23 protein-coding genes, 1 tRNA gene and 1 pseudogene are annotated in these 26,142 nt (G+C 73.7%); 13 read left to right on the forward strand and 12 right to left on the reverse strand.

Annotated features, from left to right (window positions below; genetic code table 11):
- Positions 1-174: 174 nt before the first annotated feature.
- On the reverse strand, positions 175-2,913 hold the full coding sequence (gene aceE, locus ACPFP2_RS06015) for a pyruvate dehydrogenase (acetyl-transferring), homodimeric type (RefSeq protein ID WP_424086895.1): 2,739 nt from the start codon (positions 2,911-2,913) through the stop codon (positions 175-177).
- A gap of 184 nt (positions 2,914-3,097) precedes the next feature.
- On the opposite strand from aceE, the gene ACPFP2_RS06020 reads away from it, so the two are divergent.
- The 7 genes from ACPFP2_RS06020 (at position 3,098) to ACPFP2_RS06050 (ending at position 8,731) form a co-directional block, all read left to right on the forward strand.
- Positions 3,098-3,481: a hypothetical protein gene (locus ACPFP2_RS06020; protein ID WP_424086897.1), complete on the forward strand. Its 384-nt coding sequence runs from the start codon at positions 3,098-3,100 to the stop codon at positions 3,479-3,481.
- 23 nt (positions 3,482-3,504) lie between these two features.
- Positions 3,505-3,909, forward strand: a complete 405-nt coding sequence (locus ACPFP2_RS06025) for a YjbQ family protein (protein WP_424086899.1) — start codon at positions 3,505-3,507, stop codon at positions 3,907-3,909.
- A 379-nt stretch (positions 3,910-4,288) separates the two neighbouring features.
- The gene (locus ACPFP2_RS06030) at positions 4,289-4,684 is read left to right on the forward strand and encodes a MarR family winged helix-turn-helix transcriptional regulator (RefSeq protein ID WP_424086983.1); all 396 of its coding nucleotides are present in this window, start codon (positions 4,289-4,291) and stop codon (positions 4,682-4,684) included.
- 51 nt (positions 4,685-4,735) lie between these two features.
- Positions 4,736-7,477, forward strand: coding sequence for a transketolase C-terminal domain-containing protein (locus tag ACPFP2_RS06035; protein WP_424086901.1), 2,742 nt, complete (start codon positions 4,736-4,738; stop codon positions 7,475-7,477).
- Positions 7,478-7,588: 111 nt separating this feature from the next.
- Positions 7,589-8,026: a DUF3052 domain-containing protein gene (locus tag ACPFP2_RS06040; protein ID WP_424086903.1), complete on the forward strand. Its 438-nt coding sequence runs from the start codon at positions 7,589-7,591 to the stop codon at positions 8,024-8,026.
- A gap of 81 nt (positions 8,027-8,107) precedes the next feature.
- Positions 8,108-8,575, forward strand: a complete 468-nt coding sequence (locus ACPFP2_RS06045; protein ID WP_424086905.1) for a peroxiredoxin — start codon at positions 8,108-8,110, stop codon at positions 8,573-8,575.
- A gap of 84 nt (positions 8,576-8,659) precedes the next feature.
- Positions 8,660-8,731: transfer RNA gene (locus ACPFP2_RS06050), tRNA-Val, on the forward strand.
- Between the two features lie 57 nt (positions 8,732-8,788).
- Here the strand turns inward: ACPFP2_RS06050 and ACPFP2_RS06055 are convergent.
- From ACPFP2_RS06055 to ACPFP2_RS06075, 5 genes are all read right to left on the reverse strand, one after another.
- Positions 8,789-9,424 (reverse strand): hypothetical protein, encoded by a 636-nt coding sequence (locus tag ACPFP2_RS06055; RefSeq protein ID WP_424086907.1) that lies wholly within the window; start codon positions 9,422-9,424, stop codon positions 8,789-8,791.
- 82 nt (positions 9,425-9,506) lie between these two features.
- A complete protein-coding gene (locus ACPFP2_RS06060) occupies positions 9,507-13,421 on the reverse strand; it encodes a trypsin-like peptidase domain-containing protein (RefSeq protein ID WP_424086909.1) in 3,915 nt (1,304 codons plus the stop codon).
- 36 nt (positions 13,422-13,457) lie between these two features.
- On the reverse strand, positions 13,458-14,342 hold the full coding sequence (locus tag ACPFP2_RS06065; protein ID WP_424086911.1) for a pentapeptide repeat-containing protein: 885 nt from the start codon (positions 14,340-14,342) through the stop codon (positions 13,458-13,460).
- Entirely contained in the window at positions 14,332-14,685 is a 354-nt protein-coding gene (locus ACPFP2_RS06070; protein WP_424086913.1) for a hypothetical protein, read from the reverse strand. Before ACPFP2_RS06070 ends, ACPFP2_RS06065 begins: the two co-directional genes overlap by 11 nt.
- A gap of 175 nt (positions 14,686-14,860) precedes the next feature.
- Positions 14,861-15,484 carry a TetR/AcrR family transcriptional regulator gene (locus tag ACPFP2_RS06075; protein WP_424086915.1) on the reverse strand — a complete coding sequence of 208 codons (624 nt, stop codon included), beginning with the start codon at positions 15,482-15,484 and terminating at the stop codon, positions 14,861-14,863.
- Positions 15,485-15,532: 48 nt separating this feature from the next.
- On the opposite strand from ACPFP2_RS06075, the gene ACPFP2_RS06080 reads away from it, so the two are divergent.
- Positions 15,533-16,525 (forward strand): DUF2867 domain-containing protein, encoded by a 993-nt coding sequence (locus tag ACPFP2_RS06080; RefSeq protein ID WP_424086917.1) that lies wholly within the window; start codon positions 15,533-15,535, stop codon positions 16,523-16,525.
- 135 nt (positions 16,526-16,660) lie between these two features.
- Here the strand turns inward: ACPFP2_RS06080 and ACPFP2_RS06085 are convergent, their stop codons facing one another.
- Positions 16,661-17,533, reverse strand: a complete 873-nt coding sequence (locus tag ACPFP2_RS06085; protein ID WP_424086919.1) for a hypothetical protein — start codon at positions 17,531-17,533, stop codon at positions 16,661-16,663.
- A gap of 133 nt (positions 17,534-17,666) precedes the next feature.
- Here ACPFP2_RS06085 and ACPFP2_RS06090 point away from each other — a divergent pair, with 133 nt between their 5' ends.
- Together ACPFP2_RS06090 and ACPFP2_RS06095 are read left to right on the forward strand one after the other, a co-directional pair.
- The gene (locus ACPFP2_RS06090; protein ID WP_424086921.1) at positions 17,667-19,589 is read left to right on the forward strand and encodes a sigma-70 family RNA polymerase sigma factor; all 1,923 of its coding nucleotides are present in this window, start codon (positions 17,667-17,669) and stop codon (positions 19,587-19,589) included.
- Between the two features lie 120 nt (positions 19,590-19,709).
- The gene (locus tag ACPFP2_RS06095) at positions 19,710-20,507 is read left to right on the forward strand and encodes an alpha/beta fold hydrolase (protein WP_424086923.1); all 798 of its coding nucleotides are present in this window, start codon (positions 19,710-19,712) and stop codon (positions 20,505-20,507) included.
- A gap of 135 nt (positions 20,508-20,642) precedes the next feature.
- Here ACPFP2_RS06095 and ACPFP2_RS06100 read toward each other — a convergent pair.
- From ACPFP2_RS06100 to ACPFP2_RS06115, 4 genes and pseudogenes are all read right to left on the reverse strand, one after another.
- Positions 20,643-21,388, reverse strand: a pseudogene (locus ACPFP2_RS06100) (SDR family oxidoreductase).
- A 112-nt stretch (positions 21,389-21,500) separates the two neighbouring features.
- Entirely contained in the window at positions 21,501-21,710 is a 210-nt protein-coding gene (locus tag ACPFP2_RS06105; protein WP_424086924.1) for a DNA-binding protein, read from the reverse strand.
- 52 nt (positions 21,711-21,762) lie between these two features.
- The gene (locus ACPFP2_RS06110; RefSeq protein WP_424086926.1) at positions 21,763-22,698 is read right to left on the reverse strand and encodes an aminoglycoside phosphotransferase family protein; all 936 of its coding nucleotides are present in this window, start codon (positions 22,696-22,698) and stop codon (positions 21,763-21,765) included.
- 48 nt (positions 22,699-22,746) lie between these two features.
- Entirely contained in the window at positions 22,747-23,316 is a 570-nt protein-coding gene (locus ACPFP2_RS06115) for a dihydrofolate reductase family protein (RefSeq protein WP_424086928.1), read from the reverse strand.
- Between the two features lie 76 nt (positions 23,317-23,392).
- Here ACPFP2_RS06115 and ACPFP2_RS06120 point away from each other — a divergent pair, with 76 nt between their 5' ends.
- Positions 23,393-23,968, forward strand: coding sequence for a TetR/AcrR family transcriptional regulator (locus tag ACPFP2_RS06120; protein WP_424086930.1), 576 nt, complete (start codon positions 23,393-23,395; stop codon positions 23,966-23,968).
- Positions 23,969-24,114: 146 nt separating this feature from the next.
- Entirely contained in the window at positions 24,115-25,263 is a 1,149-nt protein-coding gene (locus ACPFP2_RS06125) for a polysaccharide pyruvyl transferase family protein (RefSeq protein ID WP_424086932.1), read from the forward strand.
- Positions 25,264-25,316: 53 nt separating this feature from the next.
- On the opposite strand, the gene ACPFP2_RS06130 is transcribed toward ACPFP2_RS06125, so the two are convergent.
- The gene (locus tag ACPFP2_RS06130) at positions 25,317-25,514 is read right to left on the reverse strand and encodes a hypothetical protein (protein WP_091291638.1); all 198 of its coding nucleotides are present in this window, start codon (positions 25,512-25,514) and stop codon (positions 25,317-25,319) included.
- 84 nt (positions 25,515-25,598) lie between these two features.
- On the opposite strand from ACPFP2_RS06130, the gene ACPFP2_RS06135 reads away from it, so the two are divergent.
- Positions 25,599-26,120, forward strand: coding sequence for a DinB family protein (locus ACPFP2_RS06135; RefSeq protein ID WP_424086934.1), 522 nt, complete (start codon positions 25,599-25,601; stop codon positions 26,118-26,120).
- Positions 26,121-26,142 lie beyond the last annotated feature (22 nt).

Consider the following 26,142-nt stretch of genomic DNA (forward strand, 5'->3'; position numbering starts at 1 on the left):
CCGGGGCGACGCGGCATCGCGCGGCGTCCCGGACGCGCCGACCTTTATCGAGAATTGTGGATGCGATGGCTCGGTGGGGGCAAGAAGCGCGGTGGATACCGGTTGCGTCATACCGCCGTACACGCGCAGAGGCCCGGCGCGCGGTGCGCCGGGCCTCTGCGGGGTACGCGGGAACTAGCTGTCGCCGCCGGTTTCGCCCACCGGGGCCGCGTTGACGTCCTCGATGGCGTACTTCTTGGCCGCCTCGGCCGGCACGTTCGCCGGCACCGTGCCGCGCAGCGCGAGCTGCCGCAGCGTCGCCACCGCCACCGACTCGGCGTCGACGTGGAAGTGCCGGCGCAGCGCGTGCCGGGTGTCCGACATGCCGAAGCCGTCGGTGCCGAGCGAGGTGTAGTCGCCGGGCACCCAGCGGGCGATCAGGTCCGGCACCGCGCGCATCCAGTCGCTGACCGCGACCTTCGGCCCGTCGGCGTCGGCCAGCTTCTGCTGCACGTACGGCACCCGCGGCTCGCCGCCCGGGTTGAGCAGGTTGTGCTCCTCGCACTGCACCGCGTCGCGGCGCAGCTCCGTCCAGGAGGTCACCGACCAGACGTCGGCGGCCACCCCCCAGTCCTGGGCGAGCAGCTGCTGGGCCTTCAGCGCCCACTGCATGCCCGTGCCGGAGGCCAGGATGTTGGCCCTCGGGCCGTCGACCTGCGGGGCCGGCGAGTACCGGTAGATGCCCTTGAGCAGCCCCTCGACGTCCACCTCGGCCGGCTCGGCCGGCTGGTGGATCGGCTCGTTGTAGACGGTGAGGTAGTAGAAGATGTTCTCCTGCTGCTCGCCGTACATCCGGTGCAGGCCGTTCTCCACGATGTGCGCGATCTCGAACGCGAACGCCGGGTCGTACGCGACCACCGCCGGGTTGGTGGCGGCCAGCAGCAGCGAGTGGCCGTCCTCGTGCTGCAGGCCCTCACCGTTGAGCGTGGTCCGGCCGGCGGTCGCGCCGAGCACGAAACCGCGGGTCATCTGGTCCGCCGCCGCCCAGAAGCCGTCGCCGGTGCGCTGGAACCCGAACATCGAGTAGAAGATGTACATCGGGATCATCGGCTCGTCGTGCGTGGCGTACGAGGTGCCGGCGGCGGTGAACGAGGCGACCGAGCCGGCCTCGTTGATGCCCTCGTGCAGGATCTGCCCGGCGGTCGACTCCTTGTACGACAGGAACAGCTCCCGGTCGACCGAGGTGTAGCGCTGGCCGTGCGGCGAGTAGATCTTCGCGGTCGGGAAGATCGAGTCCAGGCCGAAGGTGCGCGCCTCGTCCGGAATGATCGGCACCCAGCGCTTGCCGAACTCCTTGTCCTTCATCACGTCCTTGAGCAGGCGGACGAAGGCCATGGTGGTGGCCACCTTCTGCTTGCCCGAGCCGCGCTTGATGTCGGAGAACCGCTCCGAGCCGGGAATGGCCAGCGACTTGAACGTGGTCCGCCGCGACGGCAGGTAGCCACCGAGCTGCTGGCGCCGCTCCTTGAGGTACGCCATCTCGTCGGAGGACTCACCCGGGTTCAGGTACGGCGGGAGGTACGGGTTCTCCTCCAGGACCTTGTCCGGGATGTCCAGGTAGAGCCGGTCGCGGAAGAGCTTGAGGTCCTCCAGCGTCAGCTTCTTCATCTGGTGGGTGGCGTTGCGGCCCTCGAAGTGCGAGCCGAGCGTCCAGCCCTTGATCGTCTTGGCCAGGATGACCGTCGGCTGCCCGGTGTGCTCGGTCGCCGCCTTGTACGCCGCGTAGAGCTTGCGGTAGTCGTGCCCGCCCCGCTTGAGGTTCCAGATCTCGTCGTCGCTGAGGTGCTCGACCATCTTGCGGGTCCGCTGGTCGCGGCCGAAGAAGTGCTCCCGCACGTACGCCCCGGACTCCGCCTTGTAGGTCTGGTAGTCGCCGTCGGGCGTGGTGTTCATCAGGTTGACCAGCGCGCCGTCGGTGTCCGCGGCGAGCAGCGGGTCCCACTCCCGGCCCCAGACCACCTTGATGACGTTCCAGCCGGCGCCCCGGAAGAACGCCTCCAACTCCTGCATGACCTTGCCGTTGCCGCGGACCGGACCGTCCAGCCGCTGGAGGTTGCAGTTGATCACGAAGGTGAGGTTGTCCAGCTCCTCGCGGGCGGCCACCCCGATCGCGCCGAGGGTCTCCGGCTCGTCCATCTCGCCGTCGCCGAGGAACGCCCAGACGTGCTGGTCGGAGGTGTCCTTGATGCCACGGTGGTGCAGGTAGCGGTTGAACCGCGCCTGGTAGATCGCGTTCAGGCCGCCCAGACCCATGGACACCGTGGGGAACTCCCAGAAGTCCGGCATCAGCCGCGGGTGCGGGTACGACGGCAGCCCGCCGCCCGGGTGGGACAGCTCCTGGCGGAACCCGTCGAGCTGGTGCTCGCTGAGCCGGCCCTCGAGGAAGGCCCGGGCGTACATGCCGGGGGAGGCGTGGCCCTGGTAGAAGATGTGGTCGCCGCCACCGGGGTGGTTCTTGCCCCGGAAGAAGTGGTTGAAGCCGACCTCGTAGAGCGAGGCGGAGCTGGCGAAGGTGGAGATGTGCCCGCCGACGCCGATCTCCGGGCGCTGCGCCCGGTGCACCAGCATCGCGGCGTTCCACCGCACGTACGCCCGGATCCGGCGCTCGACGTGCTCGTCACCCGGGAACCACGGCTCGCGCTCCGGCGGAATGGTGTTGATGTAGTCGGTGGTGGTCAGCGACGGCACCCCGACCTGGCGCTCGCGGGCCCGCTCCAGCAGGCGCAGCATGACGTAGCGGGCGCGTTTGGTCCCGCGCTCGTCGATGACACCGTCGAGCGACTCGACCCATTCGCCGGTCTCTTCAGGGTCGATGTCCGGAAGCTGGCTCGGCAGACCAGCGGTGATCACCGGGCGCTTGCGTTCCGTAGCCACAGGCGTTCCCTCGGTTGTGTGTGGGATAGGTCTCTAGCGCCATCCTGCCCCCTGTTGGCACCCGTCGTCACGTCCACCGCCCGGAGACGCGACGCTCGACACAGGTACCCACCAGTAACTTTGTGCGACCGGCACGCGCGCCGCCCCGACGGCCGGCTTGCCGCTGCCGCCTACCCTCCGGGCCATGCGATGGCAGGTGGCGTCCCTCGGGCTCGTGACGGCCGGCGCCGGGCTCGCCGGGATCGTCCTGGGACTGGTCGGCCTGGCCCTGGGGAGGGTGGAGATGGTGGGTTTCCTCGTGCTGGGCGTGTTCGCGCTGCTGCTGGTCGTCGGGCTGGCGCGGGACACCCGGCGGACCCGTGGCCGGCGCCCGGCCCGCGACGACGGCGGCTACTACGGTTACGGCGTCGTCGCCCCCGGCGCGGCGGACTCCGACCCGCGCTGCTCCGACGACGGGTCGAGCGGGGACCGCTCCGGCGGCGGGTGGGGCTGGGGCGACTCCGGCGGCTGGAGCGGGGGTGACTCCGGCGGGTCGGGTGGTGGCTCGGACGGTGGCGGCAGCTCCTGAGCGGGTGCGGCAGAATGCGCCGTATGCGCAGTGAGGTGATCACCGTCCGGACCGGTGCCCGGCCCACCGTCCTGGACATCACCGCCGAGGCCGAGCGGTTCGTCTCCGGGCAGGGCGACGGGCTGCTGCACGTCTTCGTGCCGCACGCCACCGCCGGCCTGGCGATCATCGAGACCGGCGCCGGCTCCGACGACGACCTGCTGCGGGCCCTCGACGACCTGCTCCCCACCGACGACCGCTGGCGGCACCGGCACGGCTCGCCGGGGCACGGCCGCGATCACGTGCTGCCCGCGTTCGTCCCGCCGTACGCGACGCTGCCGGTGCTCGGCGGGCGGCTCCAGCTCGGCACCTGGCAGTCGGTGTGTCTGGTGGACACCAACGGCGACAACCCGACTCGCCAGGTCCGCTTCTCCTTCCTCCCCGGCTGACGCCCGCCCCGGCCCGACGTCGCCCGCCCGGGCCGCGATGCCCGCCCCGGGCCGCGATGCCCGCCCCGGGCCGCGATGCCCGCCCCGGGCCGTGCGCCGTGGCCACTCTTTCGTGGAAAGCGTGGTCACGCGGCAACGGCATGGCCCCTCCTTCCGGGAAACTGCCGGTCGCCGGGAGCGCGAGGGGGGTGCGGCACCGGCTTCCCGGCAGCCTGTCGACGACCGTCTGCGGCGTCACTACCGGCGGGGCTGGTTGACCTACCCGACAGTGGAGCGGGTCAATTGTTGCGGGATGCGTACCATTGTCGGTGTGACTGACAGCGTCGGGGCCGACCCGGGCGACCGCGCCGAGCTGGCCGGCGACGCGGTCCGGCGGATCATGCACGTCGCCGCCGCCATCCGGCACTACCAGGACGTGGACATCGCCGGGCTGGGCCTCACGCCGGCCGCCGCCCGCGCTCTGCACCAGCTCGATCCGGACCGTCCGTCGCCCGCCCGCGACCTCGCCGAGCAGCTGCGCTGCGACCGCTCCAACGTGACCGCCCTGGTCGACAAGCTGGAGCAGGCCGGTCTCGTCGAGCGTCGGCTCGACCCCGCCGACCGGCGGCAGAAGACGCTGGTCGTCACCGAGGCGGGCCGCCGGATGCGCGAGCGGGTGCACCGGGTGATGTCGGACTCCCGGCTGCTCGCCCCGCTCAGCACCGGCGAACTGGCCGTCCTGCGCGAGCTGGTGTGGAAGGTCTCCGACGGCGGCTGCCCGGACGGTGAGGTGTGAGACCGCCCGGGCGGATCGTGTCTGAGTGGGCGACCCTGGCCTCCGTCGGTAATGCTGATCGACGTGACCACCCCGCAAGATCTCGACGACCGGTTCCGGGAGACGCTGGGCGCGCTGCCCGAGCCCGAGCGGCGGCGTGACCCGGGCGAACCGGTGCGCGCGGGCGCCGCGCTGACCGGGCGGCACCTGCTCGCCCTCTTCGACGCCCAGGTCACCAGCCGCCAGCTCGACCTGGCCGGGCGCTGGCTGCGCAGCTTCGACGAGGGCTACTACACCATCGGCTCGGCCGGCCATGAGGCCAACGCGGCGGTCGCCGCCGCGCTGCGCCCCACCGACCCGGCGCTGCTGCACTACCGCTCGGGGGCGTTCTACTGCACCCGCGCCGCGCAGGCCGCCGGCGAGTTCCCCGCCCCGGGCCCCGGCGACGGCACGCCCACCTCCGGCGGCCCCACCGCTGCCGGCGGACCCGACGACGGCGTGGCCGACGGCGGGCCCGACGGGCGGCGGACCGGCCCCGACGACGACGTGGCCGGCGACGGCCCCGACGACGACAGGGCGGACCCGACGGGCGGCGGGCCGGAGCCGGCCGACCGTTCCGGGCCCGCCGCCCCTACCGTCACCGAGGCCGGGGTGGCCGGCACCGTGACGGCCGGGTACCGGGTCGGGGTGGACGGCACCGCCGAGGCGGTCACCGTCGAGCTGCCGGCCGACCCGGCGGCGGCCGACGACGCGGATGCTGCGCGCCCCGCGGCCGGCACGAACCCGGTCAGGCGGGAGGAGGTCGCCGCTGAGCCTGCCACGCCCGCCCTGGCCGAGCCCCCACCGGGCGGACCCGGCGACGACGCGTACGCGGCCGCGGCGCGGGACGTGCTGCGGGGCATGGTCGCCTCGTCCCAGGACCCGATCGCCGGGGGCCGGCACAAGGTCTTCGGCCGGGCCGACCTGGCCGTCGTGCCGACCACCTCGACGATCGCCTCGCACCTGCCCCGGGCGGTCGGCCTCGGGCTGGCCCTGGAACGGCTGCGCCGGGTGGAGACCGCCGGCCGGCGCGGCGGCGACAGCCCGCTGCGCTCGCCCTGGCCCCGGGACGCGATCGTGGTCTGCTCCTTCGGCGACGCCTCGGTCAACCACGCCAGCGCCACCGCCGCGCTGAACACCGCCGGTTGGTACGACCACACCGGGCTGCGCATCCCGGTGCTCTTCCTCTGCGAGGACAACGGCCTCGGCATCAGCGTCCGCTCGCCCGACGGCTGGGTCGAGCGGGCGTTGCGGGCGCGTCCCGGGGTGCGGTACTTCGCCGCCGACGGCGAGGACCCGGTCGGCACGTACGCGGTGGCGGCCGAGGCCGCGGCCTGGGTACGGCGGCACCGGCGGCCGGCGGTGCTGCACCTGCGCACGGTACGGCTGATGGGGCACGCGGGGGCCGACGCCGAGACCGCGTACCGCAGCACCGCCGAGATCGCCGCCGACGAGGCGCGCGACCCGCTGCTGGCCACCGCCCGGATGCTGGTGGAGGCCGGCGTGGCCACCGGAGAGGAACTGCTCACCCGGTACGACGAACGCGGCTGGCAGGTCCGCCGGATCGCCGAGGAGGTGCTGGAGGAGCCGAAGCTGGGCGGCGTGGCCGAGGTGGTGGCCCCGCTGGCGCCGCGCCGGCCGGCCCGGGTCGCCGCGACGGTGGCCGAGCTGGCGGCCCGGGCCGCCGGGCCGGGTGCCGCGACGCGGAACGAGGTCTTCGGCGGGAAGCCGCCGGAGCTGGCCGGCCCGCTGACCCTCGCGCAGAGCGTCAACGCGGCGCTCGCCGACGCGATGCTCGCGCACCCCGGCATGGCGGTCTTCGGCGAGGACGTCGCCGCCAAGGGCGGGGTGTACGGGGTGACCAAGGGGCTGCGCGAGAAGTTCGGCGCGGCCCGGGTCTTCGACACGCTGCTCGACGAGACGTCGGTGCTCGGGCTCGGCCTGGGCGCCGGGCTGGCCGGGATGCTGCCGGTACCGGAGATCCAGTACCTGGCGTACCTGCACAACGCCGAGGACCAGGTGCGCGGCGAGGCGGCCACCATGCAGTTCTTCTCGCAGGGTGCGTTCCGCAACCCGATGGTGGTGCGGGTGCCGGGGCTGGCGTACCAGGAGGGTTTCGGCGGGCACTTCCACAACGACAACTCGGTGGCCGTACTGCGGGACGTGCCCGGCCTGGTGATCGCGGTGCCGGCGCGGCCGGACGACGCCGCGCCGCTGCTGCGGACCTGCCTGGCCGCCGCGGCGGTGGACGGCACGGTGAGCGTCCTGCTGGAGCCCATCGCGCTCTACCACGTGCGTGACCTGTACGAGCCGGGCGACGGCGAGTGGCTGGGGCAGTACGCCGAACCCGGCGCGTGGGCGGCCGGGCACGTGCCGATCGGCCGGGCCCGGGTCTACGGCGTCGGCTCCGCCGAGGACGTCACGATCCTCACCTTCGGTAACGGGGTGCGGATGTCGCTGCGGGCGGCGGCCATCCTCGCCGACGAGGGGATCGGCACCCGGGTGGTGGACCTGCGCTGGCTGGCCCCGCTGCCGGTGGCGGACATCATCCGGGAGGCGTCGGCGACCGGCCGGGTGCTGGTGGTGGACGAGACGCGCCGCTCCGGCGGGGTGGGCGAGGGGATCATCGCGGCCCTGGTCGATGCCGGATATGTCGGAGCCGCGCGGCGAGTAGCCGCAATTGACTCGTTTGTACCATTAGGTCCGGCGGCGCGTCAGGTTCTGGTCTCCGAGGAAGCCATTACCCAGGGTGCCCGCGCGCTGCTGGCACGGTAAATTCCGTTCCACCCGGTGCGCCACTTGCGCGGGGGGCCGCAACTGTGTGGACTTGGCCCGACGGCGTCGACGACGCCGTCGGGCGAGGATGAGATGAGGAGGCACGCGACAGTGAGCGCGACCGCTGGTCAGGCCGCCGACGGGGTACGCAGCCTGGCGGACCGGTTCGGAATCGAGCCGGGGATGGTCGTCATGGAGATGGGGTACGACGACGACGTCGACTCCGATCTCCGGGACGCCCTTACCGACCGCTGTGGAGATCTGGTCGACGAGGACACCGACGAGGTGGTCGACGCGGTGCTGGTGTGGTACCGCGACGGCGACGGTGACCTCTTCGAACTCCTCGTCGACGCCCTCGGCCCGCTGGCCGACGCCGGTGTCGTGTGGCTGCTGACCCCGAAGGCCGGCCGCGACGGGCACGTCGAGCCGAGCGAGGTCGCCGAGTCGGCGCAGACCGCCGGCCTGCAGCAGACCTCCACCGTCAACGCCGGTCGGGACTGGAGCGGAGCCCGCCTCGTGCTGCGGCGCGGCTCCAAGGGCAAGAAGTAGCCCGAGCGCCGTGGCCCGGCGGCAGCCGCCGCCGGGTGTGGCAGGCTGATGCCACCTCCAGAATCGACCCAAGGAGCTCGCATGCCGATCGAGGTTGGCGCCCAGGCGCCCGACTTCGTGCTCAAGGACCAGAACAACCAGGAGGTCCGACTCTCGGACTACCGGGGCAGGCGCACCGTGCTGCTGGTCTTCTACCCGCTCGCCTTCACCGGCATCTGCCAGGGGGAGCTCTGCGAGGTGCGCGACAACCTCAACGAGTACGTCAACGACGACGTCCAGGTCCTCACCGTCAGCGTCGACTCGGTCTACGCCCACAAGATCTGGGCCGACAAGGAGGGGTACCAGTTCCCGCTGCTGGCCGACTTCTGGCCGCACGGGGCGGTCGCCCAGGCGTACGGCGTCTTCAACGACGTCGCGGGCATCGCCAACCGGGGCACGTTCGTGATCGACAAGGCCGGCGTGGTCCGGTTCGCCGAGATGAACATGCCGGGTGAGGCGCGCGACCAGCAGGGCTGGCGCAAGGCCCTCGCGGAGGCCGTCGCCGGCTGACGCCCCCACCGGGCACACCGTTCGACCGGGCCGGAGGGCGGCAGGTAAGCTTGCCAACCTCCGGCCCGCCGTACGGGGCGTTCCGGGCGCGTAGCTCAGTGGGAGAGCACTCGCCTTACAAGCGAGGGGTCGCAGGTTCGAAACCTGCCGCGCCCACCTTTCATCACCAAGATTGCGGGTTCTCCGTGAGCGCCGCCGAGGCCGGCGGGGATGTCACCAGCCCAGCGCGGGCTCACCCCTGACCTGTCCTCCTACGGCCGCCGCGAGGTCGTCCGCAAGCTCGGGTCTTGCCGGATGGACGTGTACGTAGAGACTGTGGCCGGGCGGCGCCGGAGCGTGCCACAGTTCGGACCCGTTGATGGCGAGTTCGAATCCGCTCCGGTTGTGTTCGCTCGGCCAGCAGGTGTCCCACGAGATCGATGCAGGGTCCGTGTCCGCCGCTACCAGGAACGCGTCGACCGAGGTGTCCGGCAGCGGGTGTTCGGGTGTGGAGACCTCGGCGCTGATCGGTGACACCTGACGGAACGCTGTCACGACCTCGGTCGTCATGTCCGTCATGAGGAATGCGCTGCCGTCCCGGTCCGCTCTCGGTCTGTCGGCCGGTGGCAGCTGTGGGTCCAGGACGTTCCGCACCTGAGCGAGCAGGTGCGCCGGGATGGACAGGGACACGAACGCGGGGCGGATGCCCAGGTACCGGTCCAGTTCATGAGTGTTCGTCTCTGCGTTGGCGCTGACCGTTTGCGGGCAGCGGCAGTCGACCGATGTGTGGGCGAGCAGACGCCGGGCCATCGCATACGCTGCGTCGAGGTCGTCGCCGGTGTGTATCCGGTAGACCGCCGAATTCCCCATGCCGCGCAGTCTCCCAGTCCGGAGCGCGAGGCTCCGGGGAGTTTTCCGCGCACCAGCCTTCCCGACGCCGCCGTCCGCGACGTCATCGGCCCGGTGCCCGACGAACCGGATCCCCCCGGCGGGTCGGGCTCGCGCGTTCGGCCGACAGCTGTCTGCGTACGTGATCGAGGTCGGCCAGCGAGTCGTCCATCTGTTGCCGGTCCCCGGCAATCCGCCACGTCGGCACCCAGACCTCGAGCCGGCCCACCAGGGCCAGCGCCGCCGAAGGCTCCAGCCGCCCGGTCCGCAGTATCGCGCAGATCCGGGAGACCAGCGACTGGTAGTACGAGCCCTCGGGGCAGGGCTGCACCAGCGCGTCCGGTCTGGTGACCCAGGTGAGGACGATGTCGTCGAGGCGGGCGCCGCCGATGCCCTTCAGGTACGTCACGGTCCGGCAGAGTTCGTTGACGAGGCCGTACATCTCGGGCCTCGAGGCGAAGGTGTCCGGGATGGCGGTCACCGCCGCGAGGTGCCGGTCCACGGCGGTGAGCATCCGGTCGGCGAGCAGCGGCTCACGGTCCAGGAGCTTGCGGGTGCGGATCTCCTGTCTCGGGCCGCCGTGCTCCGGCAGGCGGGCCTTCGCCACGGGGGTGAGCCGCCATCCGACGTCCGTCGCGTCCGGCGCGGCGATGACGCCGTCCACGATGGCGCTGGCCATGGCCGGGCTGAGCCGCTGCTGACGGGCGAGGTGCTTGGCGACGAAGCCGACGTCGGAGCGGTCGGCGTGCGCCACGATCCATTCTTCCACCTTGGCGACGAACGACGGCTCGCCCGCGATCGTGGGGACGCGGGCCAGCAGCTGCGGCAGCACGAAGCCCGCGTCGATGGTGGTGTGGTGGTGGTCGAACCAGACGCGGGCGTGCTCGGTTACCCGCCGCAGGGTGGGCGCATCGGTGGCGTGCTCGAACAGCCCGCAGAGCAGGAAGGCCGCGTTGGTCGCGTTGGTCGTACGGTGCTGCTGCAGCCAGGTCAACCCCTGCGCGATCTCGCGTCGCCGGCCGGGCGGGTCGGGGGCACGGTCGAGCAGCACGTTGATCACCAGGGCCGCCTCGACGGTCGAGCCGTGCTGGTCGAGCCAGGCGCGGGCGTGGTCGGTGGCACGGCGGGTGTCGGCGGGATCCAGCGGGTGGGGCAGGATCGCGGAGAGCACGAACTGTGCGTCCACGAGTGCTCCGTGCCGGTCGAGCCAGTTCAGCGCGTACGGGACACCACGACGGTGGGTGTCGGGATCGGGGGCGCGCCGGAGCAACGCGTAGAGGACGTACCCCGCCTCCGGGGCGAGCCCGTGCCGCTGCAGCCACTGCAGGGCGTGGGCAATGACCTCGGGGTCGGGGCTCCGCTCGATCAGCGGCCCCAGCACGAACGCGCTGACGGGCGCGTCATGGTGGCGGTCCCACCATCGCAACGCGATGCCGGTGCTCCACTCGGCCAACTCCGGTTCCTCCCGGCCCAGCAGCCTGCTGATCACGTGGCTGGCCTCGACGCGGTCGCCGTGCAGCGCCAGCCACCGCCGGGCGGCGTCCCGCAGCGATGGCGTCAGCGGCGCCCGGCGCAGCGTGGTGTCCAGGACGTAGCTGGCCTCCATGGTGGCGCCGTGGCGGTCCAGCCAGGTGGCGGCGGTCGTGGTCGCCTGCTCCTGCACGTCCGGCGGCAGGTCCTCGCGGCTGAGCAGAGGATGCAGAACGTAGCCGGCGTCCATGGTGGCGCCGTGGCGGTCCAGCCAGGTGGCGGCGGTCGTGGTCGCCTGCTCCCGCACATCCGGCGGCAGGTCCCAACGGCTGAGCAGGGGATGCAGGACGTAGCTCGCCTCCAGCCGCGTCCCGTGTCGCCGCAGCCAGGTCGACGCGACGCCGAGGAGTTCGTCCAACTGCTCCGGGCGCACCGCCCGCAGCCCCTTGTAGAGCAGGTGTCGTGCCGGCAGCGACCGGCCGTGCAGGGCGAGCCAGGGCGCCACGACCTGCTCCCACCTGCGGAACAGCACCGGTGACCAGGCGGGATCGTCGATGATCGAACCCAGGGCGTAGGACCCCTCGTCCTGGCCGGTGGAGAGCACCGCGCCGACGGCGGTGGCGTGGGTGTCGAACCATGCCGCGCAGTGCTCGCCGAGGCGCCTGACCCGCTCGTCGTCCTCCAGGTCGCGCAGCAGCCGGGCGAGGTTCATGGCGTACCGGCCGATGCTGCGCGCCCGGGTGAGGCTGCCGTCCAGGATCCGGTCGGCCACCGCCCGGCGTACGGTGTTGGTCGCCGGCCTGAGCGTGGTGCGTTCCAGCAGTTGGTCGACGACGATGTCGTGGACCATGCTGACGCCCTCCGGCGTGTCCACCGCCCAGCCCATCGCGAACAGCACGTCGAGCAGGCGCTCGGCCTGTTCGACGTCGTCGCCGTGCACCAGCGCGCCGCAGCGCAGCACACTGGCCCGGTCCTGCGGCATCGCCGCCCCCATGGCGGCGTAGCACTGCAGCGCCGGCGGCGGGTCGTCGTCGGAGAGCAGGTCGGCGGCGGCGTAGAGCAGCCCGTCCTCCTGAAGCCGGTTGACCAGCCACGGCAGCAGTTGCTCCGGGCGGAGCCGGCCGGACTCCACGGACTGCCGCAGCCGCCCCGAGACGGCCTGGACCTCGGCCTCGGTGGCGATGAGGGTGGCGATGACCGGTCGGGTACCGCACAGGTCCGCGAGCCTGTCCTCACCGAGCTGGGCACGCGCGGTCGGGGCGAGGGTCGTCATGATCTGGTGACGGATCCGGTGCAGGTGACCGGCTTCGGGTTGCAGCCCCACCGGCGTGAAGACCTGGTTGACCGGGGCGTTGTCCTTCTTGTGGTACCAGCCGGGACGGGCCGAGGCGAGCAGGGCGACGCGGACGTTGCGGCGTCGCGCCTCGGGCAGCAGGCGGTACCGGACGGCCGGGTAGTCCAGGCGGCTCAGGTTCAGGTAGTCGACGATGAACAGCACCCGATCGGTCGAGCCGGTCTGCAGCACCTGTACGAGGTGGTCTGTGGTGACCGCCGGCTCACCCGGCTTCACGTGCAGCACCCGCCAGCCGGACTCCACGGCCAACTGGCCGACCTCGTAGCAGGTGCGGGTCTTGCCGATCCCGGCCGGGCCCACCAGCAGCAGACCGGTCTCACCCGCGCGCCGGTCCAACTCGGCCAGGATCCGTCGAGGGTGGATCGGGTCGTCCTCGTCCGGCGCGACGTACGGCAGCCGATCGGCGCGCAGCGCGCTGGCCCGGTCCAACTCCAGCAGCGCCTCGTCGTGCTCCAGCACGCCGCTGGGCAGCACCACCGGCGGGATCTGCTCCACCTGCTCCGGACCACTGCCGACCAGGTGCGCGAACATCTGGTCGGCCAGCAGGGTGACGACCCGCACCGCCTCCAGCCGGCCGGTCGGGTAGGCGGCCGGATCGGTGATCATCACGCCGATCAGGACCTGTTCGTCGGCGGTCAGCAGCGCCGCGCCGGAGTGGCCGGCGTACGGCGATGCCGGCCGGGCGGGCTCATCCGTGCCGTCGGATGCCGGCGGCAGCGGCTCCGGCGGGATCAGGGCCGAGTTGAACGCGTAACGGCCGTCCTCGAAACCCAGCGTCGGCATGACGGCGCCGAAGAGTTCGTCGACCCGGCGCCGGCCGGCGGAGTCCCGGCGGACCTTCGGGTAGCCGACCGTGACGCAGTCGACCGGGCGGACGCCGCGCAGCTCGCCGTAACGGGTGAGCACCTCCCCGGGGTCCCACAGCGACGTGCAGACCCGTACGAGTGCGGCGTCCGCGCCCAGGTGGTCGCCGGTCCAGACGACCACGGCGGGGTGCTCTGCGTCGCCCTCCGCGCGCGCCACCACGCAGGTGTCACCCACCCGGCCGGCGACGTGCCGCGCGGTCAGGACGAGTTCGGTGCTGACCGCGTACCCGGTGCCGTACTTGACCCCGGTCACCTTGACGGTCCGTCGCACGTGCTCTTCGAGCGCCACGCCGTCGGCACCTCCTGTCGTGGCTCCGCTGCTCGCTCAGGACAGGTGGCCGGCGCAGGTCCCGTCGCTCGCGTCGCTGTTGGTGCCGTCGGGGCAGGTGGTGTCCCGCCACACGACGCCGCGGATCGAGGCACCGGTGAGATCCGCGCCGGTCAGGTCCGCTCCGGTCAGGTCGGCGTGGTCCAGCTTGGCGTCGCGCAGGTCGGCGTCGCGCAGGTACGCCCCGATGAGTCGGGCGTGCCGCAGATCGGCGGCCGGCGTACGGGCCGGCGGGTTCGCCGCCCAGGCGAACGCCACGATGCCGGCGGCGGTGAGGCCGGTGGCGAACAGCAGCCGGCGCAGGGTGTGCTGGAACTGCGCCCGCAACGCCTCGTGGGTGGCGATGTCCTCGATCGCGGTGATCCGCTCGTCCAGGTCCGCCAGTCGGACGCGGACCGCCGCCCGGTCCACCGGCGGCTCGCCCTCGGCCGGCGCCCGGCGCTGCTCGGCGATCAGCCGTTCCCGGGCGTCGATGACCTGCTGCGGCGTGGCGAAGCCCTGCAGGTACTTCGGGTTCGCCCGGAACCGGGCGACGACCGGCGCCGCCGCCCGGCCGGGTCGCTCCCACTCGGCGGCCAACTCCCCGACCAGGACGAGCTTCGGCAGCAGGATCTGCACCGCGGTCCACACCGCGTACACGACCGCCCCGAGACCCGCGATGGCGCCGGCCGCCGCGACCCACAGCCGGGCGTGCTCGACCGAGTCGGGCCAGGCCGGCTGGAGCCGCCCGATGCTGGACAGCTGGCTGCCGGCCAGCAGCGCGGCACCGACCGCCGCCGCGCTGGCCACCAGCCACTTCGCGGTGTCCCGGATCCGGTCGTTGGCCTTCTCCAGCGGGTCCGGCGCGTCACCCGGCACGCCGGTCGACGGCTCACTCGTCACGGTCACCGCCGTCGTAGCCCGGCTTCGGGCGCACGATCGGTGGCAGCTCGCCGAGGATGTCCTCGCCGATCTCCTCGTCGTCCGGCAGGGGCGGCCTCCGCCGCGGACGCGCCGGTACCGATCGGGTCGACGGCACGGCGGGCACGGGACGGCTCAGCGTGACCGTCACCCGGTGCGGCGCGTCGTCCCCGGCCCCGGCGAGACGCCAGCGGACCTGGTCACCGTCCCGTTCGGCGACCACCGCGAGTTCGACCTCGAACCGGTCGGCGGTGCCGTCGGACAGGGCGCTGCCGAGTTCCTGGCGTAGGCGCGTGAGCGCGGTGGCGAGGGGGATACCGGTCACGACGCCTCCCACGTCCGGCGCTGTTGTCGATCACCTGGAACGCTACCCGGACCGCCCACTGTGGTGGCCGCCCGTACTGTCGGACATGCGTCAGCAGGCGGTCCCGTCGAGACTCGGACGGAGTCCGTGCCGGCACTGAGGGAGAGGCGACGGCCGAGGGCGCTCGGGGCAGGGGTTATTGCCGCTGCGGCTCGGGGGCGGTGAGCAGCCGGAAGACCTGCTCGACGTAGCGGTGGCGGTCCGCCTCGGTGGCCGGCAGGGTTCCCGGCGCGACGTGTGCCATCTGCGCGTGGCCCAGGTAGGCGGTGACCGCCAGCAGCGCACGCCGACGGGCCTCTTCGGCCGGCCAGCCGAGCTCGGCGAACAGCTTCGCGGTGTACGCCACCCGTCGCTCGGTGACCCGGGCGAGCACCGGGGCGACGTGCGGATGGTCGGCGGTGGCCAGCATCGCCAGCTCGACTGAATTGTCCGCCTGGAGCACGGTGGACTCCAGGACGAGGTCGAGGAGCAGCCGGAGGCGGGCCACCGGGTCGGGTTGGGCCTCGACGTGGCCGATGACGGCCTCGGTGTGCTCTCGTTCCCACCGCAGCACGGCCGCCTCGATCAGGGCGTCCCGGTTCGCGAAGTGCCAGTAGAAGCTGCCTTTGGTGGCGCCGAGCCGGGCCGCGAGCGGCTCGACGGCGACCGCCGCGAGGCCCCCGCCGGCCATCGCGTCCAGCGCTGCGGAGGTCCAGTCGTCGGCCGTCAGCCGGGGCGCCGTCCGCTTCCCGTCACCGTGCTTGACGCGTCGCTCGCTCATCACTGTACGGTAGCGTACGGAAACATACGGGAGCGTATGGAGGCGACGATGGCTGCCACGGTGCACAACGTCCACGAACGAGCGTTACCTGTTCCCGCCGCGGTGGTGGGCCGGCTGGTCGACCGGATCGGCGCCGCCGACGACCCGCTGTGGCCCGTACCCGCCTGGGTGCCGGTGCGGTTCGACCGACCGCTCGCCGTCGGCGCCGACGGCGGGCACGGCCCGATCCGCTACCACGTCACCGGGTACGAGCCGGGCCGGCGGGTCGAGCTGACCTTCCACCCGCGCACCGGCCTGATCGGCACCCACACCCTGGAGGTCGAGGAACGCGGCCCGGACGCCTGCGTGCTGCGGCACCGGTTGAGCGCGCGGCCGGTCGGGCGGATGCGCCTGCTCTGGCCCACCCTGGTACGGGTCTGCCACGACACCGTCATCGAGCACCTGCTGGACAACGCCGAACGCGTCGTGACCGGCGCCGTCGCGCACCCCGTCCGGTACCCGTGGCGCGCCCGGCTCGCCGTCGGCGTGGAGAGCGTCCGGGTACGCGTCGTGCCGGTCCCCGCCGCCGCGACCCTGCTGCACGGCTCCGTCCACCGGCCCGACCTGGCCGACGCCTTCGCGCTGCGGGTGCCACCCGGCACCACCACCGACCCGCAGGACTGGGCGGACGCGGTCTTCCGCAATCCGCCCCGGGTAGTGCTCGCGCTGCTGCACCTGAGGAACCGGCTGGTCACCCCGCTCGGCATCGAGCGCGGCGACGCCTCCGCCTTCGACACCATCACCCGTACCGACCGTGAGGTGCTGCTGGGCACCGATGCCGGCCACCTGGACTTCCGCGCCGGCGTCCTGGTCGAGCCGGACGCCGACGGCACGACGGTCACCGTGGCCACCCTGGCGGCGACCCGGTCCCGGTCCGGCCGCGCCTACCTCGCCGTCGTACGCCTGGTGCACCCACTGGTGGTCCGGGCGATGCTGCGCCATGCCGGCCGGACCACCGTCGCCCCGTGGCGCTCCACGGGCCCCGTCCGGACACCCGCCTGACCGGCGCGCCGTCCGGGTACGCGGCGGCGGGGCCGGCCCGCCCGGACGGCGCGGGGCCACGTCGTCCCGAGTCGTGCGGCGGGCCGGGCGTGGTGGTCCGTGCCGGACGGCCGGCACGGACCACACATCGGCGGGTCAGCTCGCGCAGACGGCGTACGCGCGAACCTTCCAGTTGCTGCCGAAGCCGTCCTCGTCCTCGGCGGCGGCGACCGTGACCGTGGTCGAGGTCCGGGCCCGCATCTCGGTCAGGCGGACCTCGCCGTCACCGCCGAGGATCTCGCCGCCCACACCGTGCACCCGGGTGCCGGTCGGGCAGGTGGCCGTCACGGACCGGGTCGCGGCGGAGCTGTAGACGCTGTCGTCGGTGACCCGCTGCTCGCCGGGCAGCGGGTCCGCGCAGATCGCGGTGGCGTCCAGCCACCACGACTTGTCGAAGCCGGTGCCGTCCTCGGCACCGGCCACCACGACGCTGCTCTGGTGGATGCGCAGATCCTCCAGGACGACCTCGCTGTTCGGCGCTCCGACGACCGCGCCACCGACCCCGATGGCGTGCTTGCCGAGCGGGCAGGACTTCTCGAACCAGTTGGCCGAGCCGAGGCTGGGCGCCGAACTGCCGGACACGGTCACCAGGCCCTTGGGCGCCGGGGCGCACACCGCGCTCGCCGTCACCGCCCAGTTGCCGGCGACCCCGTTCTCGTCCTCACGACCGGTCACCGAGTACGTGGTCCCGCCGATCAGCGGACGCATGATGTCCATGCCGACCTGCCCGAGCCCGGAACCGGTGATCGCGCCACCACCGCCGATGACCACGGTGCCGGCCGGGCAGGTCGCGTTCTGCGACTTCGCGATGCTGTTGCTGGGGCCGGTCGTCGTCTTGATGCTCAGGCCGGGCACCGCCGCCACCGGGCCGGTCAGGGCCAACTGGCCGAGCACGAGCGCGCTCAGCGCGGACCCGACGACAACGGGGGTGCGACGCGACCACCGGGTGCGGTTCGATCCATCTCGCATGGTGTCTTCCTCTCCTACGAATGTTCAGTGCGACACCGGTAGGAGCGCCCCCGGGTCGGGATGCCAACAGAAAGTTCCGAAGAAAAAATTCGGCGGTTCTACTGGACCGGTCGACGAGTAGCGGGGGACACGGATGGACACGGCGGCACAGGACGACATCGCCCTGGTGGAGGCGGTGCGTCGGGGCGAGCGGGCCGGCCTGGAGGGCATGTACCGGCGGTACGCCGACCGGCTGTACACGTACGCGCGGACCGTGCTGCGGGAGCCGGAGGCCGCCGCGGACGCCGTGCACGACGCGTTCCTCACCGCCGGGCAGCGCATCGGCCAGCTCCGCGAGCCCGACCGGTTGCGCCCCTGGCTGTACGCGATCGTGCGCAACGAATGCCTGCGGCAACTGCGGGACCGGTCCCGATCCCGGCCGCTGGAGGAGGCCGGCGAGCCGGTGGCCGACCTCGCCGACCCGGCCACGGGGGTCAACGCCGAGCAGGTACGCCACCTGGTGCACGCCGCCGCCGACGCGCTGAACCCGGGTGACCGTGAGGTGGTCCACCTGGCCATCCGGCACGACCTGTCGTCCGCCGACATCGGCGCGGCCCTCGGGGTGCCCACCAACCATGCGCACGCCCGCCTGTCGCGTGCCCGCTCGCAGCTCGAACGGGCGTTGGGGGCGTTGCTGGTGGCCCGTACCGGGGCGCGGGACTGTCCCACCCTGGCCGGACTGGTCGACGGCTGGCAGGGCCGGCTCACCCCGACCCTGCGCAAGCGCGTCTCGCGGCACATCGAGAGCTGCGCGGTCTGCGGATCGCTGCGGCGGGAGCAGCTCAGCCCCGCCGCGCTGCTGTCGGCGTACACGGCACCGGCCTTCCTGGTCGTCGCCGACACGGTGTGGCCGCGCCTCGTCGGCGCGACCCCGGCCGATGCGGCGACCGGGCCGGGCGCGGTGACGGCCGACCCGACGGCGGACCTGCCGCCCGGGTCCGACGAACCCGGCGGGCCGGCGGACGGACCCACGTCGGCGGCGTCCCCGGACGGTGCGACCGTGTCGCCGGACCACGTGGCCGTGTCGCCGGATGGTGCGGCGGCGTCGCCCGACCACGCGGCCGTGCCGCCCGACCAGGCGCCCGTGCCGGCGGAGGCTGCGGTAGCGCCTCCGGAGCATGGGGCCGTGCCCGTGGACGGTGGGGCGGGACTCCCGGATCGTGCGGCGGTGCCGGTCGAACCGGCCGCGATGTCGGTGGAACGCACGGCGGTGCCGGCGAATCGTGCGGTGGCGCCGGCGGACTCGGCGGTGCCGGCGAAGCCTGCGGTGGTGCGACGGGGTGCGGCGCACCCCGTCCGGGTGACCTCGCCGGCGCAACGCCGCCGCAGGCGTCGCCGGGTGGCCGCGACGGCGGCGCCGCTGGTCCTGCTCGCCGTGCTCGGCGCCTGGGCGCTGGCGCCCGGCCGCCCGACCGCCGCCCAGGACGGCCCCGGCCGGCCGGTGTCCGGGGCACTCGGGCCACGGGCCGACGAGCCGGCGGCACCCGCCGCCGTGCCCCTGCCGTCCGGCGCGGCCACCGCCGCCGGCAACCCGGCACCCGGCACGCCACCGCCGTCCGGCGTCGCCGACGCGACGTCCGGATCGGTGGACGCGACCGAGGCGGCCCGGCCGGGTACGCCCGCCACGCCTGACGCCGCGCCGGGCGACGCCGCACCGGCCTCGACCGCGGCGCCGGCCCCGGTGCCGACCGCGCCCCGGCCGACCGGCCCGGCGCGGGTCACCGCGCCGTTCACGGTCTCCGCCACCGGCGTGGTGCGGTGCGGTGCGCAGACGTACAGCCTCGCCGTGCGGGTCGCCGGTAGCGCCACGCTCAGGGACGCCGTGGTGCGGTGGACACCCGCCGGAGGCAGGACATCGGTCCGGGCCACCACCGTGGACGGATCGGCCGCGCGGGCGACCATCGGGTCCCTGAGCGCGTCGACGCTGACCTGGTCGGTACGGGCGACCGCCACCGACGGCCGCACGGCGCAGAGCCCGACCTACACGGTCACCGACCCCTGCGTCCGGCCGGGATAGCCGCCGACGGCCGGGATCGGCCGGTGCCGCGTCGTCCGGCGGTGCGACCCGCGCGCGTCGCCCGTGCAGGGCCGGCGCGGCGTACCAGAATCACCTGACGGGGGACGACGGGAGGCGCTGGTGGGCTACGCGGACGTGAACGGCCTGCGCCTCTGGTACGAGGTGCACGGCGCCGGCCACCCGCTGGTGCTGCTGCACGGCGGGTACGGCGCGGTGGAGATGTTCGCCCCGGTCCTGCCCGCCCTCGCCACCCGGCGGCAGGTGATCGCCGTCGACCTCCAGGGGCACGGCCGCACCGCCGACGTCGACCGTCCACTGCGGTACGAGTCGATGGCCGGCGACGTCGCCGCGCTGCTGCGCCACCTCGACCTGCCCGAGGCCGACGTGCTCGGCTACTCGCTCGGCGGCGGGGTGGCGTTGCGTACCGCGATCCAGCAGCCCGGGCTGGTCCGCCGGCTGGTGCTGGTCTCCACGCCCTGCCGGCGGCAGGGCTGGTACCCGCAGGTGCTGGCCGCGATGGCAGCCCAGGACGAGCGGGTCGGCGAGCAGATGCGCGGCACACCCCCGCACCAGCTGTACGCCCGGATCGCCCCCCGCCCCGAGGACTGGCCGCGACTGTGGGCCCGTACCGGTGAGCTGCTGCGCCGCGAGTACGACTGGTCGGCGGAGGTGGCCGCGCTCACCACCCCCACCCTGCTGGTCTACGCCGACGCCGACTCGATCCCGGTGACCCACATGGCGTACTTCTACGGCCTGCTCGGTGGCGGGCACCGGGACGCCGGCTGGGACGGCACCGACCGGCCCGCCTCCCGGCTGGCCGTGCTGCCCGGCCTGACCCACTACGACGTCATCGCCTCGCCGGCCCTGCCCGCCGCCGTCCTGCCCTTCCTCACCCACGAGGTCCGCGCGCCGCAGTGACCGGCCCACGACCGCTGCACCACGAACTCGTGGAACGACTCGACCATCTCCGCCCCTCACCGTCATCGGGCGCGGGTCCGGGCGTGGATGGTCGGGGCGGGTGCGGAGCAGGTCGCTCCGCACCCGCCCGGCGGGTCAGACGGTGAAGCCACCGTCGACGGTGATCGTCGCGCCGGTGACGTCCCGGCGTCGGGGCCGGCGAGGTGGGCGACCGCGGCGGCCACCTCGTCCGGGGAGGCGTACCGGCCGAGGGCGGTGAAGCCGCGGATCGTCTCGGCGTTCGGGCCGTCCGCCGGGTTGGCGTCCGTGTCGGTCGGCCCGGGTACGACCAGGTTGACCGTGACGCCGCGTGGCCCGAGGTCCCGGGCGAGCCCCTTGGTCATGCCGACCAGCGCGCTCTTGCTCATCGCGTACGCGGCCAGCCCGGGGAAGACCGCCCGCTCGGCGACGTTGCTGCCGATCGAGATGATCCGGCCGCCGGCACCCAGGTGCCGGGCGGCGGCCTGCGCGGCGACGAAGGGTGCCCGGACGTTGACCGCGATGGTGCGGTCCAGGTCGGCGGCGTCGAAGTCGTCGACCGCGCCGACCAGGAACACCGCCGCGTTGTTCACCAGGATGTCGAGCCGGCCCAGCTCGTCGGCCGTCCGGTCGACCGCCTCCCGCAGGGCGGTCGGGTCGGCGCTGTCGGCCCGCAGGGCGAGCGCCCGGCGGCCGGTCGCCTCGATCCGCTTCACCACCGTCGCCGCCTGCTCGGCGTCCTGCCGCCAGGTCAGTGCCACGTCGGCGCCGTCCGCGGCCAGCCGCAGCGCGGTCGCCGCCCCGATGCCCCGGCTGCCGCCGGTCACGAGGGCCACCTTGCCGTCGAGAAGTGTCGTCGTCATGGCAACCAGCCTGGTCGGTGACTGCCGGCGGGTCTGGCGGTCATCGGACGCCTCGTTCGAGATGCGTCGGACCGCCCGCGAGCTTCGGTCGACGTCCACGCCGGGGCGACCGTCAGGCGGTGGTGTCGTCCCCGTCGAGGCGCAGGCCGCGCTGCCGCAGCGCCTCCCGCAGCACGCCGATCGCCTTCGGTCCGACGCCGTGCAGGGCGCGCAGCTCCCGCTCGGTGACGCCGGTGAGCTGGTCGAGTCGGGTCCAGCCGGCGGCGGTCAACGCGCGGCGGGCCGGCGCGCCGACCGCCGGTGGGATGTCCGTCGTGGTCACCTGTGGCTCCTCCCGCGTGGACGGTCCCAGCCTGCCACAGGAGCGCCCCGGTTCAGCGCAGCCGACGGCGTACCCAGGGCAGCAGCGCGTCGCCCTGGGCCCGCTGGAACGCCCGGACGGTCGGGATGCCGGGTGGCGGCGGTCGCCGGGCGCCGTCGAGGAAGAACCCGGCCAGGCCGGCGTGGACCCCGGTCAGGGCGTCGGGGTCGACGGCGGCGGTGAGCGGCAGCCGGCGCAGCAGCGCCTCGACGTCGTGCCCGCCGTGCAGCAGGACGTTGACCAGCAGCAGGGCGGTGTCGAGCCAGGCCGGGCCCCGACAGGCGTGCGGCCAGTCGACCACGGTGACCGCGCCGGCCGTGTCGAGCAGCAGGTTGTCGGCCCGCAGGTCGACGTGGCAGAGGGTCTCACCGTCGAGCGCGGCCAGACCCCGTTCGGCGGCGGCGCACAGCTCGGGCAGGTGCGCCCGGGCCCACGGGTCGAGGTCGGCGGGTGGGTCGGCGGCGATCCGGTGCCAGCCGGTGAAGTCCGTCGCCAGCCGTTCGGCGGCGGCCGGGACGTGCGGGACGGGGTTGGGGGTGAGGGTGGCCGCCAGCACCTCCAGCGTCCGGAGTACGGCGGCGAGTTCGTCGTCCCGCCACGGGGTTCGCGGGTGCCGGCCGTCCACGTCGGTGAAGACCAGCGCCACCCACTCGCCGTCGTCGTGGCAGCCGAGCAGCCGGGGTGTCGGGGCGTACCCGGGCAGCCCGGCCGCGACGGCCGCCTCCGCGCGGTGCAGCGTGACGCTGTGCGCGTTCAACGTGGGGCAGACCGCCTTGACGAACGCCCGCCCGCCACGCGCGGTGCGGACCCGGTCGGCGGTGCCGGGGGAGTATCCGCCGGGCTGGGAGATGGCGGCGACCACCTCGTCGCCGAGCATCTCCTGTACGGCGGAGCGGACCTGCTCGGGCAGGTCAGGCCAGCCGATCCGGCTCTTCGTCGGCGCACCCATCCGTCCACGGTGGTGGACGGATGGGTGCGGGACAACCGGTTAACCGGCTCACCCGGCGAGGTAGCGCAGGACGACCACTCCGCTGTCGAAGGGGCGGGTCTCCACCAGGCGGAACCGGCGCGGGTCGAACTCCCGGTCGACGATCGGCACCCCGCTGCCGAGCAGGAACGGGTTGAGCTTGACGACCAGCTCGTCCACCTCGGGGAGCAGCTGCCCGGCGAGCTCGCCGCCCCCGCACAGCCAGATGTCCCCGCCGTCGCGCCGCTTCAGTTCCCGGACGAAGGCGACCGGGTCGCCGTCGACGATCTCCACCTCCGGGTAGTCGGCCGGGGCCAGGGAGCGGGAGAAGACGTACTGCTCCAGGTGGGCGTACGGGCTGGTGACGCCCACCTTCAGGGCCGGCTCGTAGGTGTGCCGGCCCATCACCACCGCGTCGAACCGCCCCTGCGGCCGGTCGATGCCGAGCTGCCCGTGGGCGAAGCCGGGGAACGTCTGGGGCCAGTGCGCCACCAGGTGCTCCCGCACGTCGTCGTCGAGCGGGAAGAAGTCGTACGACCCGTCGGGGGCGGCGATGAAGCCGTCGAGGGTGCTGGCGACGTAGTACACGAGCTTGCGCAATCGAACTCCTCAATCACTACTGCTGTCGTGGTTGAGAAACTACAACACCTGTCGTGGTTGCGCTAGGGTGATTCTCGTGGCGAGGAACGTGGAGCGGCGGACGGCGCTGGCCGACGCGGGGTTGCGGGTGCTGGCGGCGACCGGGGCGCGCGGGCTGACCCATCGCGCCGTCGACGCCGAGGCCGGCGTGCCCGTCGGCACCGCCTCGAACTACTTCCGGTCCCGGGACGCGCTGCTCGGCGCGCTCGGCGAGCGGATCATGGAACGGTTCGCCCCGGACGAGCACCGGCTCGCCGAACTGGGCGCCCGCGAGCCCTCGCCGGAGCTGCTCACCGACTACGTGCGCTACATCGTCGAGCGGACCACCGCCCAGCCCGAGCTGACCCGCGCGCTGATCGAACTGCGGCTGGAGGCCGTCCGCCGCCCCGGGCTGGCCCGCGTCCTCGGGGACACGCTGCGCCGCGGGTACCGCGACGACGTCGCCTTCCACGTCGCGGCCGGGCTGCCCGGCGGGGCCTTCGAGGTGGCCCTGCTGCACTACGCGGTGGACGGGCTCCTGCTCGACCTGCTCAGCACCTCGATCGACGCCGGGTTCGACCCCGACGAGGTGGTCTCGGCCCTGGTGTCCCGGCTGCTCGGCCGCCCCGGCTGAGCGTCGCGCATCCGGGTGCAGAACAGCTCTGCACCCGCCGCCGCGCCGCCGCGCCGAGGCAGGGCTCCGCGTGGCCGCCGTGCGACGAGGCATGGCCCGGCGCGCAGCGGGAAACCGCCCCGGACGTACCCGGGGAGGAGTGACGGATGAGAGACGACACCGGACTGACCATCGGTGTGCTCGGTTCGTACGGCGGCCGGAACCTCGGTGACGAGGCGATCCTCACCGGCCTGCTGGCCGATCTGCGCCAGCAGGAGCCGAACGCCCGGATCATCGTCTTCTCCCGCAACCCGGCCCACACCGCTCTCGCCCACCCCGACGTGGAGGCGGTGCCCTGGGAGGGCGTCAGCCGGGTCGACTCCGCCGAGGTGCTGGCCCAGCTCGACCTGCTGATCCTGGGCGGCGGCGGCATCCTCTACGACAAGGAGGCCCGCCGCTACCTGCGGGTCGTCCGGGTCGCCCAGGAACGCGGACTGCCCCTGCTGACGTACGCGGTCGGTGTCGGTCCGCTCAACGACGGGGTGGACACCGGCATGGTCCGGGAGACGCTGGCCGGAGCGACCGAGGTGACCGTCCGGGACCAGGAGTCCCGGATGGTGCTGGAGGAGGCCGGTCTGCTCAACCCGATCACCGTCACCGCCGACCCGGCGTTCCTGCTCACACCGGAGGAGTTCCCCGCCCGGCTGCTGCGCGAGGAGGGCGTTCCGGCCGGCCGACGCCTGGTCGGGCTGAGCGTCCGGGAGCCCGGCCGGGCCGCCGAACGGCTCGACGTCGACGGGTACCACCGGCTGATCGCCCAGATCGGGGACTTCCTGGTGCAGCGGATCGACGCGTACGTGCTCTTCGTGCCGATGGAACGCGACGACATCCGCCACTCGCACGGCGTGCTGTCGCACATGGTCGCCGCCGAGCGGGGCCGGATCCTGCACGGCGACTACTCACCCCGGCAGGTGCTCGGCCTGATGAGGCACTTCGACCTGGCCGTGGGCATGCGGCTGCACTTCCTGATCTTCGCCGCGATGGTCGGCACCCCGTTCCTGCCCCTGCCGTACGCCGGGAAGGTCTTCGACCTGGCCCAGCGGCTCGGGGTGCCGGCGCTGCGCGGCGTGGAGCGCGAGGTGGAGGGTCCGCTGCTCGCGGAGGTCGACCGGCTCTGGGACGAGCGGGAGTCCCGCGCGGACGAGACCGCCCGGCGCGTCGCCGACGTCTGCGAGCAGGCCCGGGGCACCTCCCAGGTCACCCGCGCGGTGCTGGAGAGCCTGCGCAACCGGAGCCTGGCCCGGATGGCCGCCTGACCGGCCGGCGGGCGGAGTGACCCGACCGCCGCCCGCGCCGCCACACCCGGTGCTCAGACCGCCGGGCCCCGCCAGCGGTAGCACCACTGCTCGCCGACGGACTCCAACTCGTAGATCTGGGCGTCGGCCAGCCCTTCCGCGCCCAGGTGGTGATGGGTCAGCGGGGGACGGTCGTTGCTGTCCAGCTCGGCGTCGATCGTCTCGCCGTCGGCCGGGCCGTCCACCAGGGGGATCCTCACCGTTGATGCCATGGGCCCATCCTGCCCGGCGGATCGCCGGTCCGCAGGGTTTGCCGGGGCAGCGCGCCCGGCCACCCGCCGACTAGGGTCCTGCGAATGGCGGACATCCGGATCGATCCCACCCTCGCGCCGGTGGTGGCCCGCACCGGCGACGAACGAGCCATCCTCGAGGCGTTCCTCGACTTCCACCGCTCCGTCGTGCTGCGCAAGGTACGCGGGCTGACCGACGCCGACGCCACTCGCCGGCTGGTGCCCTCCGCGACCACCCTCGCCGGCCTGGTGAAGCACCTGGCCGTCATCGAACGCAACTGGTTCCCGATCCTGCTCGACCCCGCCCCCGGCGAGGAGTTCCCGACCTCCGAGGAGGACGCGGCCGCGAGCTTCGCCCTGGCCGAGGGGGAGACCCTGGAGTCCCTCGTCGAGGCGTACGAGGCGGCCTGCGTGCGCTCCCGCGAGGTGGCCGCCCGGTTCCCGCTGGACCACGTCGTCGGGCAGCCGCAGCTCGGCGAGGTGTCGCTGCGCTGGATCCTGGTGCACATGATCGAGGAGACCGCCCGGCACGCCGGGCACGCCGACATCCTCCGCGAACTGACCGACGGCGAGACCGGCGCGGTCTGAGACCGTCCCGGCCGCGCCGGGC

The sequence above is a fragment of the Micromonospora citrea genome, from assembly GCF_049629545.1.
GTDB classification, from domain to species: domain Bacteria; phylum Actinomycetota; class Actinomycetes; order Mycobacteriales; family Micromonosporaceae; genus Micromonospora; species Micromonospora citrea_A.

What these genes read in the sequence shown, in the direction of transcription:
- ACPFP2_RS06025 (WP_424086899.1), top strand. Translation starts at nt 3,505, where the DNA reads ATGCGCAGTGAGGTGATCACCGTCCGGACCGGTGCCCGGCCCACCGTC.
- ACPFP2_RS06055 (WP_424086907.1), bottom strand. Translation starts at nt 9,424, where the DNA reads ATGGGGAATTCGGCGGTCTACCGGATACACACCGGCGACGACCTCGAC.
- ACPFP2_RS06110 (WP_424086926.1), bottom strand. Translation starts at nt 22,698, where the DNA reads ATGGGTGCGCCGACGAAGAGCCGGATCGGCTGGCCTGACCTGCCCGAG.
- ACPFP2_RS06020 (WP_424086897.1), top strand. Translation starts at nt 3,098, where the DNA reads ATGCGATGGCAGGTGGCGTCCCTCGGGCTCGTGACGGCCGGCGCCGGG.
- ACPFP2_RS06130 (WP_091291638.1), bottom strand. Translation starts at nt 25,514, where the DNA reads ATGGCATCAACGGTGAGGATCCCCCTGGTGGACGGCCCGGCCGACGGC.
- ACPFP2_RS06085 (WP_424086919.1), bottom strand. Translation starts at nt 17,533, where the DNA reads ATGCGAGATGGATCGAACCGCACCCGGTGGTCGCGTCGCACCCCCGTT.
- ACPFP2_RS06080 (WP_424086917.1), top strand. Translation starts at nt 15,533, where the DNA reads ATGGCTGCCACGGTGCACAACGTCCACGAACGAGCGTTACCTGTTCCC.
- ACPFP2_RS06045 (WP_424086905.1), top strand. Translation starts at nt 8,108, where the DNA reads ATGCCGATCGAGGTTGGCGCCCAGGCGCCCGACTTCGTGCTCAAGGAC.
- ACPFP2_RS06125 (WP_424086932.1), top strand. Translation starts at nt 24,115, where the DNA reads ATGAGAGACGACACCGGACTGACCATCGGTGTGCTCGGTTCGTACGGC.
- ACPFP2_RS06030 (WP_424086983.1), top strand. Translation starts at nt 4,289, where the DNA reads ATGCACGTCGCCGCCGCCATCCGGCACTACCAGGACGTGGACATCGCC.
- ACPFP2_RS06090 (WP_424086921.1), top strand. Translation starts at nt 17,667, where the DNA reads ATGGACACGGCGGCACAGGACGACATCGCCCTGGTGGAGGCGGTGCGT.
- ACPFP2_RS06035 (WP_424086901.1), top strand. Translation starts at nt 4,736, where the DNA reads ATGCTGATCGACGTGACCACCCCGCAAGATCTCGACGACCGGTTCCGG.
- ACPFP2_RS06135 (WP_424086934.1), top strand. Translation starts at nt 25,599, where the DNA reads ATGGCGGACATCCGGATCGATCCCACCCTCGCGCCGGTGGTGGCCCGC.
- ACPFP2_RS06075 (WP_424086915.1), bottom strand. Translation starts at nt 15,484, where the DNA reads ATGAGCGAGCGACGCGTCAAGCACGGTGACGGGAAGCGGACGGCGCCC.